The organism is Streptomyces parvus, from assembly GCF_014648875.1.
In the GTDB taxonomy this organism is placed as follows: Bacteria; Actinomycetota; Actinomycetes; order Streptomycetales; family Streptomycetaceae; genus Streptomyces; species Streptomyces parvus.
In genome coordinates, this window is sequence record NZ_BMRY01000001.1 from 1,140,758 (window position 1) to 1,155,188 (window position 14,431).

Consider the following 14,431-nt stretch of genomic DNA (forward strand, 5'->3'; position numbering starts at 1 on the left):
CCTCGATGCTGTGACTAGAAAACGTCGTGCGATGGCCCTGCACCAATTCTGACGCATGGCGCCGACAACCGTGCCGCCCCCGTGGAAGACCGGTGGAAGTGGGTGCGCGTGCGGGCGGCGGGCGGTATTGACAGTCCACTGGTCCAGACCGCAACGTGATCGGCGGCACAGGCATTCCCGGGCCGCCGAACGCCCGCACCGCACCCGCCTCAACATCCCGTCGAAAGGGCTCTCCCCCATGAGCGACAGCAAGCTGGCCGGTCAGTTCTTCGATGCGGCGATCGGCCTGCTGACGCGGGTGCGGGACGAGGAGGCGGAGAGCATCGCCGCCGCGGGCGCGGCCGTCGCGGACACCGTCGAGTCGGGCGGCCGGCTCTTCGCCTTCGGCGCGGGCCACTCATCGCTGGCCGCCCAGGACGTCGTCTACCGCGCGGGCGGCCTGGCGCTGATGAACCTGCTCACCGTGCCCGGCGTGGTCGGCGTGGACGTCATGCCCGCCCCGCTCGGCTCGGCACTGGAGCGGGTCGACGGACTGGCCTCGGCCGTCCTGGACTCCAGCCCCGCCACCGCCGGGGACCTCCTGGTGATCGTCTCGCTCTCCGGGCGCAACGCCCTGCCGGTCGAGATGGCGCAGAACGCCCGGGCCCTCGGGCTGAAGGTCATCGGCGTCACCTCGGTCGCGTACGCGGAGAACACCCGCTCCCGGCACGCCTCGGGCGGCTTCCTGCGGGACCACTGCGACATCGTCCTGGACAGCAAGATCGCCATCGGCGACGCGGAGCTGACGGTCCCCGGCGTCGAGGCCCCCTTCGCCCCCGCCTCGACCGTGGTGACCAGCGCGATCATGCAGTCGATGCTGGCGGCCGCCGTGGAGCAGCTGGTGGCCCGGGGCGTCGAGCCGCCGATGCTGCGCTCGGGGAACGTGGACGGCGGCCACGAGTGGAACGGCCGGGTCATGACGGAGAACCGGGACCGGATCTTCTACCGGCACTGAGCCGGGGCCGCCGCCCGCCCCGGCCGCCGTCACTGAGCCCGCGCCACCGGAGGACCCCGCCACCGTCACTGAGCCGGGACCGCCGGAAGGCGCGTGGGCGCGTCCTGGGCCCCGGCTTCCGGGGCGCGTACGGGCAGGGTGACCCGGGCCGTCAGCCCGCCGCCCGGGTTGGCCCGCGCGCCGGCGTCCCCGCCGTGCGCCCGCGCCACCGACGCCACGATGGAGAGCCCGAGGCCCGCGCCCTCGCCGGGCGCGTGGCGGCGGGCCCGTGCCCTCCGGAACGGTTCGAACAGCAGCGGCACGGTCGCCGGGTCCACCCGGGGCCCGGTGTTGGCGACCTCCAGCCCGTCCGGGCCGACCCGGACGGTCACGGTCCCGCCGGGGTGGTTGTGGCGCAGGGCGTTGGCGACCAGGTTGTGCACGAGGTGGTCGAGGAGGACCGCGTCGCCCTCGACCGTCACCGGCCGGGCGGTCACCTCGACGGTGATGTCCCGCTCCTCCGCCTCGGCGCCCAGCGCCCCGGTGACCGCGGTGACGGTCTCGTCCAGGGCGACCCGCTCCCGCCGCCGCAGCCCCTCGTCGGAGACCGCGAGGAGCAGCAGCCCCTCGATGAGCCGCTCGCTGTCGGCCGCGGTGTCGATGAGCTTGTCCCGGATCCAGGCGACCTTCTCGGGCGGCGGGTCGTCGGCGAGCCCGATCTCGGCGGCGGCCCGCTGCACCGCGAGCGGGGTGCGCAGCTCGTGGGCGGCGTTGGCGGCGAACCGCTGCCGGGCGGCGACGAGCTGCTGGATCCGGTCGAGCATCCCGTCGAAGGTGTCGGCCAGCTCCTTCAGCTCACCGGGCGGGGCCTTCAGCGCGATCCGTTCGTGCAGGTTGGACCCGGAGAGCCGGCGGGCCCGGGCGGTGATGACGCCGACCGGCCGCAGCACCCGGCCCGCCATCCACCAGGCGAGGGCCACGGAGAGCGCGGAGTAGACGGCGAGGGAGACCCCCGAGACGGTGAGCAGCTGGCTGAGGGCCGCGTCCCCGGCCGCGGTGCCGACCTTCTGCGCGACGGCGTACTGCCCGGGTTCGATGACGGCGGTCTGCGCCCAGTCCGAGGTGGGCAGGGCGGGGGCGGCCACCCCCGCCTCCAGCCGGGCGGCGGGGACGGCCGGGGCGACGGCCGTGACGATCCCGGCGTACACGTTCTCGCTGACCAGCACATAGACGATGGCCAGGAGCAGGACGCCGGCCATGACCAGCAGTCCGCCGTACAGCGCGGCGAGACGGGTGCGTTCACTGTTCACGGGGTGCCGCTCCCGGAGTCGTCGGGGGCTTGACGGCTGTCGCCGTCCCCGATGCGGTATCCGGCTCCGGGCACGGTCTCGATCACGGGCGGCGCCCCCAGTTTCGTACGGAGTTTGGAGAGGGTGACGCGGACCGCGTTGGTGCGGTAGCTGGTGTCCGCCTCCCACACCTCCTCGATCAGGTCCTCGCCGCTGACGACGGCGCCCTCGGCCCGCAGCAGGGTCTCCAGCACGGCGAACTCCTTGCGGGACAGGGAGAGGTAGCGGCCGTCGCGGCAGACCTGGCGGCGGGCGGTGTCGAGCGTCAGCCCGGCCCGCTCCAGGACGGGCGGCAGGGCGGGGCGGGCGCGGCGGCCGAGCGCGAGGACCCGGGCGAGGAGTTCGTCGTACGCGAACGGCTTGGTCAGGTAGTCGTCGGCGCCGAGCCCGAGACCGGCCACCCGGTCCCGTACGGTCCCCGCGGCGGTCAGCATCAGGATCCGGGTCAGCAGGCGCAGGCCGACCACCCGGCGGCACACCTCGTCACCGTGCAGCCCCGGCAGATCGCGGTCGAGGATCATCACGTCGTACGCGCCGAACCGCAGCCGCTCCAGCGCCGCCCGGCCGTCGGGCGCGATGTCCACGGCGACGGCGTCACGGCGCAGCCCCTCGGCGATCATCTCCGCCAGGAATTCCTCGTCCTCCACCACCAGCACGCGCATGGGCCCTGTGTACCCGAAAGCGATGTTTCGCCGGTGTAAGCATCCGGGCTGAGAGAAACGAAACAGCGCCCTCGCGCACGCTCGGGCCGTCCCCGTACGGACCTGCACGGACCTGCACGGACCTGCACGGACCTGTACGGACCGACCTGTACGGACCTGTCGGCAAGCGACGAGGAGCCCCCATGAACCAGACCCTTCCCCGCCGGACCGCCGCGCGCTCACGCGGGCGGTCCCTCGCCGCGGCCTGTGCGCTGGCCGCCGCCCTCACCCTGACGGCCACCGCGTGCTCCGGCGACGGCGGCGGGACGAAGGACGGCGGATCGGCGTCCGGCGGCAAGAAGACGAAGGAGGACCAGGCGCTGGAGCACCGCAAGTGCCTGCGTGAACAGGGCCTGGACATCCCCGAGCCGAAGCCGGGCCAGGACGGCATGGGCCTGACCATCGACGGCGGCTCGATGAGCAAGGAGAAGATGGAGAAGGCGTTCAAGGCCTGCGAGGACAAGGCGGTCGGCGGCGGACCCAAGGAGCTGTCGCAGGCGGAGAAGGACAAGATGGTCGCCTACGCCCGGTGCATGCGCAAGAACGGCTTCGACATGCCCGACCCGAAGTTCGACGGCGGGGCGATGCAGGCGGCGCCCGCACTGAAGTCGAAGGACATGAAGAAGTTCGAGAAGGCCAACAAGGCGTGCGAAAGCGCCGGCCGATGAGGCGGGGACGGGCCGTGACGGCGGCGGTGGCGGTGGCCGTGCTCGCGGTGACGGCCGGTTCGGTCGCCCTCACGCGACTCGGCGGCGAGGAGGACACCGGCGGGGCGAAGAACACCGGGCTGCCCCCGGCCACCGCCGCGGTCGAGCGCGGGGACCTGCGTGACAGCGCCCAGGCCGACGGGACGCTCGGCTACGACAAGGAGCGCAAGGTCAACGCGGGCACGCCGGGCACCGTGACCTGGACCCCGCGCACCGGCTCGACCGTGGAGCGGAACGAGCGGCTGTACGAGGTCGACGGGCGGCCGGTCCGGCTGATGTACGGCTCCGGGCCCATGTACCGGACGCTGAAGCCGGGCGACAAGGGCCGGGACGTGGAGCAGCTGGAGCGCAATCTCGCGGAGCTGGGCTACACGGGCTTCACCCCGGACCAGGAGTACACCGAGCTGACGGCGGCGGCCGTCAAGCGCTGGCAGAAGTCCCACGACGCGCAGCAGACCGGGAAGGTCGGGCCGGGGGACGTCACGTTCGCCCCGGGGAAGGTCCGGATCAAGAGCGTCGGGGCGGGTGTGGGCGAGCAGGCCCGGCCGGGCGCCCCGGTCCTGGAGACGACCGGTTCCGAACGCATCGTGACGTTTCGACTGGACGTGGCCGAGAGCCAGTTGGCGAAGGCGGGCACGAAGGTGAGCGTGGAGCTGCCGGACGGCACGACCGCGCCCGGGAAGGTCTCCTCGGTGGGCCGGACCGCGAAGCCCGGCGACGACCCGGCGGACGACAGCCCCAAGGTCACGCTGACCGTCTCCTTCGACGACCCGGACGAGGTCGGCGGCTTCGACCAGTCGCCGGTCACGGTGAACCTGACGGGCGAGACCCGCGAGAACGTCCTGACCGTGCCGGTGAACGCGCTGCTCGCGCTGCCCGGCGGCGGCTTCGGCCTCCAGGTGGTCCGGGGCGGCACGACCCGCGAGGTGAAGGTCGAGCTGGGCATGTTCGCGGAGGGCCGGGTCGAGGTGTCCGGCGGCGGTCTGCGCGAGGGCATGAAGGTCGGGGTGCCGAAGATATGAGCACCGGTACCGGAACCGGCACTGTCGCGGATCCGGCGTCCCGCCCCCGTACGGTCGTCGCCCTCGCCGGCGTCACCAAGGAGTACCCGGGCCCGGTCGCCGCGCTGCGCGGGGTGGACCTCACCGTCGAGGAGGGCGAACTCCTCGGCATCGTGGGCCCGTCGGGCTCCGGCAAGTCCACGCTGCTGCACATCATCGGCACCCTGGACCGCCCCACCGCGGGCTCCGTCCACATCGCGGGCCACGACGTGGCGGCGCTCTCCGACCGCCGGCTCTCCGCGCTGCGGGCCCAGCACGTGGGCTTCGTCTTCCAGGCGTTCCACCTGGTGCCGGGCGTCAGCGCCCGCGACAACGTGGCGGAGGGCCTGCTCTACTCCGGCCTCTCCCGCTCGGTACGCCGCCGCAAGGCCGCCGACGCGCTGGCCCGGGTCGGCCTCGCGGACCGCCTCGACCACAAGCCTCACCAGCTGTCCGGCGGCCAGAAGCAGCGGGTCGCGATCGCCCGGGCGGTGGTCGGCGAGCCGGCGCTGCTGCTGGCGGACGAGCCGACCGGGGCGCTCGATTCGGCGTCGGGGGCGGCGGTGATGGAGCTGCTGCGCGATCTGAACCGGGAAGGGGCCACGATCGCGGTGATCACGCACGACACGGAGATCGCGGCGCAGTTGCCGCGCGAGGTGCGGATCCGGGACGGCCAGGTGGTCGCGGACGTGACCCACGGGCTCGCGGCGACGGCGGGAGCGGAGCTGTGAAGGGGCGCGCGGGCGGCCGGACTTCGGGTGGGCGGACTTCGGGCGACCGGGGGCGGGAACGACTCAAGGCGGCCCGGCTGAGCCCCCGGGACGTGGCGCACGTCGGCTCGTCCGGACTGCGCAGCCGCCCGATGCGGGTGGTCCTCTCGGCGCTGGGCATCGCCATCGGTATCGCCACGATGATCTCGGTGGTCGGCATATCCGCCTCCAGCCAGGCCCAACTCCTGCGCGAGCTGGACAAGTTGGGGACCAATCTCCTCGTCGCCTCGCCCGGTGAGTCGATGTTCGCCGGGGAGGAGGTGAAGCTGCCGGAGGAGTCGGTCGGGATGGTGGGCCGGATCAAGGGCGTCCAGGACGTGGGCGCGACCGCCGATCTCAACGCGACCGTACGCCGCACGGAGAAGGTCGACGAGGACGACACCGGCGGGATCGCGGTGAAGGCGACGACGGCCGACCTGCTGCGCGTCCTGCGCGGCGAGGTCAGCAGCGGCGGCTGGCTGAACACGGCGACCGGACGCTACCCCTCGGTCGTGCTCGGCCATGTGGCGGCGGAGCGCCTGGGCATCATGGAACCCGGCCGCCAAGTGTGGCTGGGCGAGCGCTACTTCACGGTCGTCGGAATCCTCGGCCCGCTCCCGCTCGCCCCGGAGATCGAACGTTCCGCCCTGGTCGGCTGGGAGGGCGCGAACCGCCTGCTGGACTTCGACGGCCACCCGACGTCGGTGTACGAGCGCTCGGCGGACGCGGCGGTCGAGGACGTACGCAAGGTGATGGCGGCGACGGTCGACCCGCGGAACCCGCAGAACGTGAAGGTCACCGACCCGTCGTCGGCGCTCCGCGCGAAGGCGGCGACCGAGGGGGCGTTCAGCAGCCTGCTGCTGGGCCTGGGCGGCATCGCGCTGCTGGTCGGCGGGGTCGGGGTGGCCAACACCATGATCATCTCGGTCCTGGAACGGCGGTACGAGATCGGCCTGCGCCGCTCGCTGGGCGCGACGAGGGGCCAGATCCGGATCCAGTTCGTCACGGAGTCGCTGATGCTGTCGGGCCTGGGCGGCCTGGCGGGCGTGGCGCTGGGCGCGGCGGCGACGGGGGTGTACGCGCACTCCGGCGGGCTGCCGTGGGTGGTCCCGCTGTGGGCGGTGGCCGGCGGCTTCGGCGCGACGCTGGTGATCGGCACGGTGGCGGGCCTGTACCCGGCGGTCCGGGCGTCCCGCCTCTCCCCGACGCTGGCGCTGCACGCGGCGTAGGGGCTCACCGGACACCCCGTGGCCCTGGCCCCGCCCCGAAGTGCGGGCCAGGGCCCTCCTGTTGACGTCGGAAAACTGCCGGAAAGCCGCTCTCGTCCCTGTTGCAATAGCGATCACTTCCGCTTGCGACGCCCAGGCCAGGACGGTTTCGTGCCCACGACAACGACCACTTCCACCGACTCCCTCGACTCCCCTGACTCCCCTGACTTCCCCGAACTGCCCGCCCGATCGCCGCTCGTCTCGTGGCTGGCCGTGGTGTCGGTGATGCTGGGGATCTTCTCCATCGTCACCACCGAGATCCTGCCGATCGGACTCCTGACCTCCATCGGGTCGAGTTTCACCGTCTCCGACGGCATGGCCGGCCTGATGATGACCATGCCGGGCTTCCTGGCCGCCGCCTCGGCGCCCCTGGTCACGGTGGCGACCGGGCGCGTCGACCGACGGTTCGTGCTGGGAGCGTTCATCCTCCTGCTCGCGCTGGCGAACTTCCTCGCGGCTGCGGCCTCCAGCGACTGGCTGGTCCTGGCCTCCCGTGTGATGGTCGGCGTCGCCATCGGAGGGTTCTGGTCGATCGGGGCAGGGCTGGCAGGCCGACTGGTGCCCGCGCCGTCCGCCGGCCGGGCCACGGCGGTCATCTTCGCCGCCGTGCCCCTCGGCTCCGTACTCGGCGTCCCCCTCGGCACCTTCATCGGGGATGCGGCCGGCTGGCGCACCGCCTTCCTCGTCATGGGCGTTCTGTCGCTCGCCGTCTTCACCCTGCTGATCCTCGTGGTCCCGCCGCTGCCCGCCCGGGCGCCGACCCGCCTGCACGTACTCACGGGCATGCTGAAGGGCTTCAACACCCAGTACGCGCTGGTGATCACCTTCCTGGTCGTCCTCGCGCACTTCGGCGCCTACACCTACGTCACCCCGTTCCTGGAAGGGGTGACGCACGTGGACGCCGGCGCCGTCACCGTCTTCCTGCTCGTCTACGGGGCGGCCGGAATCGCCGGAAACTTCCTGGGCGGGTCCGCCGTGGTCCGCCACCCGCGGGCCACCTTCGCCGCGGCGGCCGCGATGATCGCCGCGGCCACCCTCCTGCTCCCCCTGGCCGGCACGAGCCGCATCGGAGCCGTCGTCCTTCTCGTCCTGTGGGGCGTCGCCTACGGCGCCGTGCCGGTCTGCTCCCAGACCTGGTTCGCCCGGGCCTGCCCCGACTCCCCCGAAGCCTCGTCCGTCCTCTTCACCGCTTCCTTCCAGGCCACCATCTCCACGGGGGCCCTGGCCGGAGGCATCGTCGTGGACCGTTCCTCCCCGTCCATGGTCATGACGCTCGCCGGAACCGCCGCGGTCCTGACCGTCATCGCCATCGGCCTCCACCGCGCCCGAAGGGTCCCCTGGCCCGATCCGGCGCCGCTACGGGCCGCGTCCAGCGAACATCCCGGGAGCAGGCACGGCTGACGCCGTGAGCCCGGCTACTCACGGATGAGTTGCCGGGCCAGGTCGACCGCTCCCGCGACCCGGGCCGCGACCGTCTCCGCGTACGCCGCGTCACTGCGTTCGAAGGCGGCCCGGTTCGCCGCGCGGAGGAACGTCAGCACGCCCAGCGTCCGGCCCCGGCTCCGGAGGACCGCGCAGAGTGCGTGCGCCGCGTCCCGGGGCCAGCGGCGCTCCACGGCCCAGGCCGGCGACACGGCGGCCCCGGCGCCCGCGCTCGTACGGACCGTCCCGGTGCGCTCGACGGACTGGAGGGCCGGGTGGCCGGGGGCGTACCGGGCGGGGATGGAGCCCCCGGCGACCAGCAGGCACGGGCCGGGCGCGTCGAACGGCGTGGCGGCCGTACGCACCAGGCGCTCGCCCGCCACCAGGTCGACCAGGACGTGGTCGGCGAACCCGGCGAGCGCGAAGTCCAGCAGGGAGGTCGCCGCCTCCATCGGGTCCTCGCACTCGGAGGCCGTACGGGCGGCACGGTGCAGCTGGCTCGTCCGGAACCGCAGCCGGTCGGCCTCCTGCTCCGCGAGCCGGGCGGCGGTGACGTCCTGGAACAGCCACCCCACCCCGAGCGGAACCGGCTCCTCCGTCAGCGGTGAGGCCAGCCGCAGGAAACCGCTGCGCCAGCACCGCCGCCGCTCGCCCTCGGCCGTCCGCAGCGTGACCCACAGCTCGGCCGGTGCGCTCGGGGCCCCGTCGGCGAGCACATGGTGCAGGGCGGCCTCCAGCTCCTCGATCCCCTGGACGACCAGTTCGCCGAGCGGGCGGCCGAGGAGGGCGGTGCGGCTTCCGCCGAGCGCGCGGGCGGCGTGCGCGTTGACGACCGTGGGGCGCAGGTCGACATCGACGAGGACGACACCCCAGGACGCGTCCTCCAGCAGCGCCTCGCTCAGGGCGATGGCCCGCTCCAGGTCGATCTGGGCGTGCACCTCGCTGAACGCGCAGTAGACCCCGGCCGGCTTCCCGTCGGCGCCGCGCACCCCGGCGGACTGGGTCCGCACGAGCACCCGGCCGCCGTCCTTGCGCAGCAGCGCGAACTCGTGCACCTGCCGCCCGGGCGCTTCCATGGCCGACATCAGCCGGGCCCGCACCTCGTCGGCGTCGGCCCGCCGCACCGCCCAGCCCGCGAAGCCGCTGCGGCCGACGGCCTCCTCCGCCGACCAGCCGAGAACGCGTTCGGCCTCGCGGTTCCAGTGGGTGACCGTGCCGGCCGCGTCGAACGCGCAGAGCGCCGCGTCCATGCCGTCGAGCAGCGCCGCCAGCAGCTCGGACCCGTCGGACGGCGCACCGGGGACCGCCTCCTCGCCGACCGGGACCCCGGGGTCCCCGGAGCACCCCGGTGGCGCGCCGCCGGAGTCCTCGTCCGGTCCGAGCTCGTCGGTGGCCCCCCTGCTCCTGGGAACACCCACTCCGCACCCCCCGCAGAACGTGTCGGCCGTCGTCCCACGCGTCGCCGCGTGGATTGCTGCACGTCAGACCATTCAACTCGAACGTGACCCAGCACACATCCACTTCGCCCAAATCTTCTGGACCGGACCGGCGAATAAATCGCTTGTACCGCGATGCGGGGCGCTCGTAGGCTCTGGAGCACACAGGAAAGGAGGTGTTCCGGAAGTGATTTCTCTTCGGACTCGTGAGGTGGCTGCGGGCTGACGCCCGTCGTCGCACTCTTTCTGCAGTGCAGGCCGGTCGCCGGCCAATCCCAAGCAGTCACCGACCCGCAGGCTCGCCGGTAAGTCCGGCCGGCTCCTCTGTGCACGGAGGAACCAGAGCCTGCGGGTTTCTGCGTTGTACGCGCCCCTGTTTCCGCGCTGTACGGGCCCCTGCCCGGGGCCGGGGCGACGGCCCTACGGGCAGAGCCGCTCGACCCTCCACGGGCCGCCGGGTTCACCGCTCTCCCTGACGTACCGCAGCCGGTCGTGCAGCCGGTTCGCGTGTCCCTGCCAGAACTCGATCGTCTCGGGCACCACCCGGAAGCCGCCCCAGTGCGGCGGGGCCGGGACCTTCTCGCCCTCGGGGTAGCGGGCGGCCAGCTCCTCGTACCGGGCGATCAGCTCCTCGCGGGAGCCGACGACGGTGGACTGGGCGCTGGCCCACGCGCCGAGCTGGGAGCCGTGCGGCCGGGTGCGGAAGTAGCCGACGGTCTCCTCGCGGGAGGTGCGGGAGGCGGTGCCGGTGACGATGACCTGGCGGGCCATCGGGTGCCAGGGGAAGAGCAGGGAGACATACGGGTTCGCGGCCAGCTCGCGGCCCTTGCGGGAGTCGTAGTTGGTGAAGAAGACGAAGCCCCGGTCGTCGTACTGCTTGAGCAGCACCGTGCGCGAGGACGGTCGGCCGTCCGCGTCGGCGGTGGAGACGATCATCGCGTTGGGCTCGTGCAGCACGCCGCCGACGGCGACCTGGCGGAACCAGCGGGCGAACTGCTCCATCGGATCGGCGGCGAGGTCGCGCTCGACGAAGTCCTCCGAGCGGTACTGCTCGCGCATGGCCGCGGGATCGGTGGTGAAATCGTCCGGGAGGGGTCCCGTGGAACCTTCTGGTGTGGGCACGGGCCCCATCCTGCCGCAGGGGCCGAGTCTGCCCGGCGCCGAGGGGCCGTAACCGCACGCCGTCGAAAGGGGGCCCTGTGCCGGATGTCACGCTTCCCCGCATCGGAGGAACCCGCCAATATCTTGGGGCAGGCCGCTGTGGCTTCCGCACAGCCCAGCACGCCGCGCACCGCACGCCGCCCGCCGAACTGAGGGAGCCGCCTGATGTCCGACTTCGTACCCGGTCTTGAGGGAGTCGTCGCGTTCGAAACGGAGATCGCCGAACCGGACAAGGAAGGCGGTTCGCTCCGCTACCGCGGGGTCGACATCGAGGACCTGGTCGGTCACGTCTCCTTCGGCAACGTGTGGGGCCTGCTGGTGGACGGGGCGTTCAACCCCGGTCTGCCGCCCGCCGAGCCGTTCCCGATCCCCGTGCACTCCGGTGACATCCGGGTCGACGTCCAGTCCGCGCTGGCGATGCTCGCCCCGGTCTGGGGCCTGAAGCCGCTGCTGGACATCGACGAGGCGACCGCCCGCGACGACCTGGCACGGGCCGCGGTGATGGCCCTGTCGTACGTCGCCCAGTCGGCGCGCGGCCAGGGCTTGCCCATGGTGCCGCAGAGCGAGATCGACAAGGCGCACTCGGTCGTCGAACGCTTCATGATCCGCTGGCGCGGCGAGCCGGATCCGAAGCACGTGAAGGCCGTCGACGCGTACTGGACGTCGGCGGCGGAGCACGGCATGAACGCCTCGACGTTCACGGCCCGGGTCATCGCCTCGACGGGCGCGGACGTCGCGGCCGCGCTGTCCGGCGCGGTGGGTGCGATGTCGGGCCCGCTGCACGGCGGGGCCCCGTCCCGGGTCCTCGGCATGATCGAGGAGATCGAGCGTACGGGCAACGCGACGGCGTACGTGAAGCAGGCCCTGGACCGGGGCGAGCGCCTGATGGGGTTCGGCCACCGCGTCTACCGCGCCGAGGACCCGCGCGCCCGCGTCCTGCGCCGCACGGCCCGCGAGCTGGCCGCCCCGCGCTTCGAGGTGGCGGAGGCACTGGAGAAGGCGGCCCTGGAGGAGCTGCACAACCGCCGCCCGGACCGGGTCCTGGCGACGAACGTGGAGTTCTGGGCCGCGATCGTGCTGGACTTCGCGGAGGTCCCGGCGCACATGTTCACGTCGATGTTCACGTGCGCCCGCACGGCGGGCTGGTCGGCGCACATCCTGGAGCAGAAGCGCACGGGCCGCCTGGTGCGCCCGTCGGCGACGTACGTGGGCCCGGGGAGCCGCGACCCGCGCGAGATCGGCGGGTACGAGGACATCGTCGCGGGCTGAGCCGGGGGCGGGGTTCGGGGTACGGGGCGGGGTTACGGGGCGGGGTCGGGGCTCTCCGGGGCGGCCCTGCGCGCCCTGCCCGCCCCGGTGTGCCGCGCCCTGCCCGCCGTCTCAGATCTTCCCGCTGACGAGGACCGTACGGTGGCCGTCCAGCCGGCGGTCGAACTCCGCGAGGAAGGCCGGAGTGAGGTCGGGCCACCCCCAGAAGGTGAAGCCGAGGGCGCCGAAGGCGAAGCAGTGCTCCATCCCCGTCCAGTCGACGAGCGGGGACGACGCGTCGCAGTGCGCGCACCGCACGAGGGCATCGACACCCGCCTCCCAGTCCTCGATCGCCTCGGAGAAGGGGTCCCAGGCCCCCGGTATCTCCAGGAGGGCCCTGTCCTGGAACGCGACGTCCCGCTCGCAGCGCGGGCATCGGGCCGAGGACGGATCGGCATACTGCCCGGCGTCGAACACGGTGCGGGTGACGGCGACGTCGAGCCCCCCGCCCTGCCAGGGCTCGCCCCACCCGCTGCTGTCGACGACCTCACGGATACGCGGCCCCGGCGGATATCCGGGGTCGCGGCCGAGCACGGGCTCGGTGCGGTCGGGCCCGATGACACCCTCGGCGACGAGCCAGGCGACGACGCGCGCGGCGAGCGGGGCGGCGTCCGCCTCGGTGACGTCGCGGTCGATGACGGTCTGGAAGTAATCCCCCACGGCTCCCCCTCCGGCCTTCCGGGGCCTTCTGGCTCCGACGATCTCCACTCTGCCACCCGCCTCTGACAGTGCAGGCGGGTGCAAGCGTGTGCAAGCGGGTTCAGGCGTGCCGGACCCGGCGGACCGCGATGACGTTGTCGGTGACGGTCGCCGTCTCACCGCCGGGCCCGGTGGCGGTCCGCTCGGGCGCGTGGCAGCGCTCGGTGAGCCATCCGTCTCCGTCACCGAGCCGCAGGGACGCGAGTACGTCGTCGGGGCCGGGGAACGTCACGTCCTCGTGGCCGTCGCGCCAGGACCAGGGGGCGAGCGAGGCGTGCTCGACGAGGACGAGGAGGCCGCCGGGGGCGACGGCTTCGGCGGCGCGTCGGAGGACCTGCTCGCGGGGGATCTCCACAGGGGTGTGGAAGTAGCTGGCGGTGACGAGCCCGTACGCCCCGTCGGGAAAGGACCGGGCGAGGTCGTGCCGGGTCGGGTGGACACGGTCGGTCAGCCCGGCCGCGTCAGCCCCGGCGGCGACGCGCTCCAGGGCGGTCGCCGAGACGTCGACGGCGGTGACGTCCCAGCCGAGCGAGGCGAGCCAGAGGGCGTCGCCGCCGTGCCCGCAGCCGAGGTCGAGCGCACGGCCGCCGCCACCGGAGCCCGGCTCGGGGGCCAGGGCGGTGACGACCTCGGCGAGGACGGCGTTGGGCCGGGTGCCCCACTGCGGGTCGACGCCGGCGTAGTGGTTCTCCCAGAACGCGGCGGAGTCGGTGGTGTCGGTGGCACGGGTGGTGTCGCTGCTCATGACTGGTCCCTCTCGTTTCGCTGCTCCTTGAGGAGGAAGGTGCGCCGCAGTCTGCCGCTCTTGCAAGCTTCCATGCCGTTTCGGCAACCTGGGGGCATGGCAGCCACGGAAGACACAGCGGGTCCCGCGCCCAAGGGCGGCAAGGACGACGTCCTGGCGGCGGTGGGCCCCCGCCTGCGCGAACTGCGGCGCCGGCACGGCATGACGCTCGCCGAGCTGGCGGAGCGGACCGGGATCAACGAGAGCACCCTGTCCCGCCTGGAGGGCGGCACGCGCAAGCCGACGCTGGAGATGCTGCTGCCGCTGGCGGAGGTCCACGCGGTCCCGCTGGACGAACTGGTGGGCGCACCCCGCACGGGAGACCCGCGCATCCACCTCCGCCCGGTGACGAGGGACGGTCTCACGTACGTACCGCTGAGCCGCCCGGGAGGGGTCCAGGCCCACAAACTGCTGATCCGCCCGAGTCCGGCGGGCACGGAGCCGACCCTGCGGACCCACGAGGGCTTCGAGTGGCTCTACGTGCTGGCCGGCCGGCTCCGCCTGATCCTGGGCGAGCGGACCCTCGTCCTGAAGCCCGGCGAGGCGGCCGAGTTCGACACGCACGTCCCGCACTGGCTCGGCCCCGACGACGACCGCACCGTGGAACTGCTCGTCCTCTTCGGCCACCAGGGCGAACGGGCCCACCTGAGGGCCCGCCAGGAGCCGGTGCGAGGGGTGGGCGACGGAAACCTACGTGGCAACAACTGAGCGGTGGGCTGCCCCGGAGCAGCATCTGGGGTCATCCCATAGACGTAAGTTTTCCCCATTCTCCGGTCAAGTCATGACTAAAAGCTCCAAACTGGTCCGGAAGCGGCGATCACTGATCTAGCCAGT

General features: G+C 73.1%; 14 protein-coding genes. 8 read left to right on the forward strand and 6 right to left on the reverse strand.

Annotated elements, in window-relative coordinates; translation table 11 throughout:
• Window positions 1–238: 238 nt before the first annotated feature.
• Window positions 239–994 carry an SIS domain-containing protein gene (locus IE140_RS05125; RefSeq protein WP_006126697.1) on the forward strand — a complete coding sequence of 252 codons (756 nt, stop codon included), beginning with the start codon at window positions 239–241 and terminating at the stop codon, window positions 992–994.
• Between the two features lie 65 nt (window positions 995–1,059).
• Here the strand turns inward: IE140_RS05125 and IE140_RS05130 are convergent, their stop codons facing one another.
• Together IE140_RS05130 and IE140_RS05135 are read right to left on the reverse strand one after the other, a co-directional pair.
• A complete protein-coding gene (locus IE140_RS05130) occupies window positions 1,060–2,283 on the reverse strand; it encodes a sensor histidine kinase (protein ID WP_150193647.1) in 1,224 nt (407 codons plus the stop codon).
• A complete protein-coding gene (locus tag IE140_RS05135) occupies window positions 2,280–2,984 on the reverse strand; it encodes a response regulator transcription factor (protein ID WP_032764205.1) in 705 nt (234 codons plus the stop codon). The genes IE140_RS05130 and IE140_RS05135 overlap by 4 nt, the downstream gene beginning before the upstream one ends.
• Before the next feature lie 182 nt (window positions 2,985–3,166).
• Between IE140_RS05135 and IE140_RS05140 the strand changes: the two genes are divergently transcribed.
• From IE140_RS05140 to IE140_RS05160, 5 genes are all read left to right on the forward strand, one after another.
• Window positions 3,167–3,691, forward strand: a complete 525-nt coding sequence (locus IE140_RS05140; RefSeq protein WP_150193648.1) for a hypothetical protein — start codon at window positions 3,167–3,169, stop codon at window positions 3,689–3,691.
• Window positions 3,688–4,752, forward strand: coding sequence for an efflux RND transporter periplasmic adaptor subunit (locus tag IE140_RS05145; RefSeq protein WP_176741925.1), 1,065 nt, complete (start codon window positions 3,688–3,690; stop codon window positions 4,750–4,752). The genes IE140_RS05140 and IE140_RS05145 overlap by 4 nt, the downstream gene beginning before the upstream one ends.
• A complete protein-coding gene (locus IE140_RS05150; RefSeq protein WP_150193649.1) occupies window positions 4,749–5,501 on the forward strand; it encodes an ABC transporter ATP-binding protein in 753 nt (250 codons plus the stop codon). Before IE140_RS05145 ends, IE140_RS05150 begins: the two co-directional genes overlap by 4 nt.
• A complete protein-coding gene (locus tag IE140_RS05155; protein WP_150193650.1) occupies window positions 5,498–6,748 on the forward strand; it encodes an ABC transporter permease in 1,251 nt (416 codons plus the stop codon). The genes IE140_RS05150 and IE140_RS05155 overlap by 4 nt, the downstream gene beginning before the upstream one ends.
• Window positions 6,749–6,898: 150 nt before the next feature.
• Window positions 6,899–8,188 carry an MFS transporter gene (locus IE140_RS05160; RefSeq protein ID WP_373296145.1) on the forward strand — a complete coding sequence of 430 codons (1,290 nt, stop codon included), beginning with the start codon at window positions 6,899–6,901 and terminating at the stop codon, window positions 8,186–8,188.
• A gap of 14 nt (window positions 8,189–8,202) precedes the next feature.
• On the opposite strand, the gene IE140_RS05165 is transcribed toward IE140_RS05160, so the two are convergent.
• Window positions 8,203–9,627 carry a PAS domain-containing protein gene (locus IE140_RS05165; protein WP_150193651.1) on the reverse strand — a complete coding sequence of 475 codons (1,425 nt, stop codon included), beginning with the start codon at window positions 9,625–9,627 and terminating at the stop codon, window positions 8,203–8,205.
• A 438-nt stretch (window positions 9,628–10,065) separates the two neighbouring features.
• The gene (pdxH, locus tag IE140_RS05170; protein ID WP_150193656.1) at window positions 10,066–10,704 is read right to left on the reverse strand and encodes a pyridoxamine 5'-phosphate oxidase; all 639 of its coding nucleotides are present in this window, start codon (window positions 10,702–10,704) and stop codon (window positions 10,066–10,068) included.
• A 267-nt stretch (window positions 10,705–10,971) separates the two neighbouring features.
• On the opposite strand from pdxH, the gene IE140_RS05175 reads away from it, so the two are divergent.
• Window positions 10,972–12,075 carry a citrate synthase 2 gene (locus IE140_RS05175; protein WP_150193652.1) on the forward strand — a complete coding sequence of 368 codons (1,104 nt, stop codon included), beginning with the start codon at window positions 10,972–10,974 and terminating at the stop codon, window positions 12,073–12,075.
• A 111-nt stretch (window positions 12,076–12,186) separates the two neighbouring features.
• Here the strand turns inward: IE140_RS05175 and IE140_RS05180 are convergent, their stop codons facing one another.
• Both IE140_RS05180 and IE140_RS05185 read right to left on the reverse strand, forming a co-directional pair.
• On the reverse strand, window positions 12,187–12,774 hold the full coding sequence (locus IE140_RS05180; protein WP_093445636.1) for a hypothetical protein: 588 nt from the start codon (window positions 12,772–12,774) through the stop codon (window positions 12,187–12,189).
• A 100-nt stretch (window positions 12,775–12,874) separates the two neighbouring features.
• Entirely contained in the window at window positions 12,875–13,558 is a 684-nt protein-coding gene (locus IE140_RS05185; protein ID WP_150197608.1) for an SAM-dependent methyltransferase, read from the reverse strand.
• A gap of 96 nt (window positions 13,559–13,654) precedes the next feature.
• Between IE140_RS05185 and IE140_RS05190 the strand changes: the two genes are divergently transcribed.
• The gene (locus IE140_RS05190; RefSeq protein ID WP_150197609.1) at window positions 13,655–14,305 is read left to right on the forward strand and encodes a helix-turn-helix domain-containing protein; all 651 of its coding nucleotides are present in this window, start codon (window positions 13,655–13,657) and stop codon (window positions 14,303–14,305) included.
• Window positions 14,306–14,431 lie beyond the last annotated feature (126 nt).

Bases quoted from the DNA above. Each gene is read 5' to 3' on its own strand.
- IE140_RS05125 (WP_006126697.1), top strand. From the start codon at position 239: ATGAGCGACAGCAAGCTGGCCGGTCAGTTCTTCGATGCGGCGATCGGC.
- IE140_RS05135 (WP_032764205.1), bottom strand. From the start codon at position 2,984: ATGCGCGTGCTGGTGGTGGAGGACGAGGAATTCCTGGCGGAGATGATC.
- IE140_RS05140 (WP_150193648.1), top strand. From the start codon at position 3,167: ATGAACCAGACCCTTCCCCGCCGGACCGCCGCGCGCTCACGCGGGCGG.
- IE140_RS05145 (WP_176741925.1), top strand. From the start codon at position 3,688: ATGAGGCGGGGACGGGCCGTGACGGCGGCGGTGGCGGTGGCCGTGCTC.
- IE140_RS05150 (WP_150193649.1), top strand. From the start codon at position 4,749: ATGAGCACCGGTACCGGAACCGGCACTGTCGCGGATCCGGCGTCCCGC.
- pdxH (WP_150193656.1), bottom strand. From the start codon at position 10,704: ATGCGCGAGCAGTACCGCTCGGAGGACTTCGTCGAGCGCGACCTCGCC.
- IE140_RS05175 (WP_150193652.1), top strand. From the start codon at position 10,972: ATGTCCGACTTCGTACCCGGTCTTGAGGGAGTCGTCGCGTTCGAAACG.
- IE140_RS05185 (WP_150197608.1), bottom strand. From the start codon at position 13,558: ATGAGCAGCGACACCACCCGTGCCACCGACACCACCGACTCCGCCGCG.
- IE140_RS05190 (WP_150197609.1), top strand. From the start codon at position 13,655: ATGGCAGCCACGGAAGACACAGCGGGTCCCGCGCCCAAGGGCGGCAAG.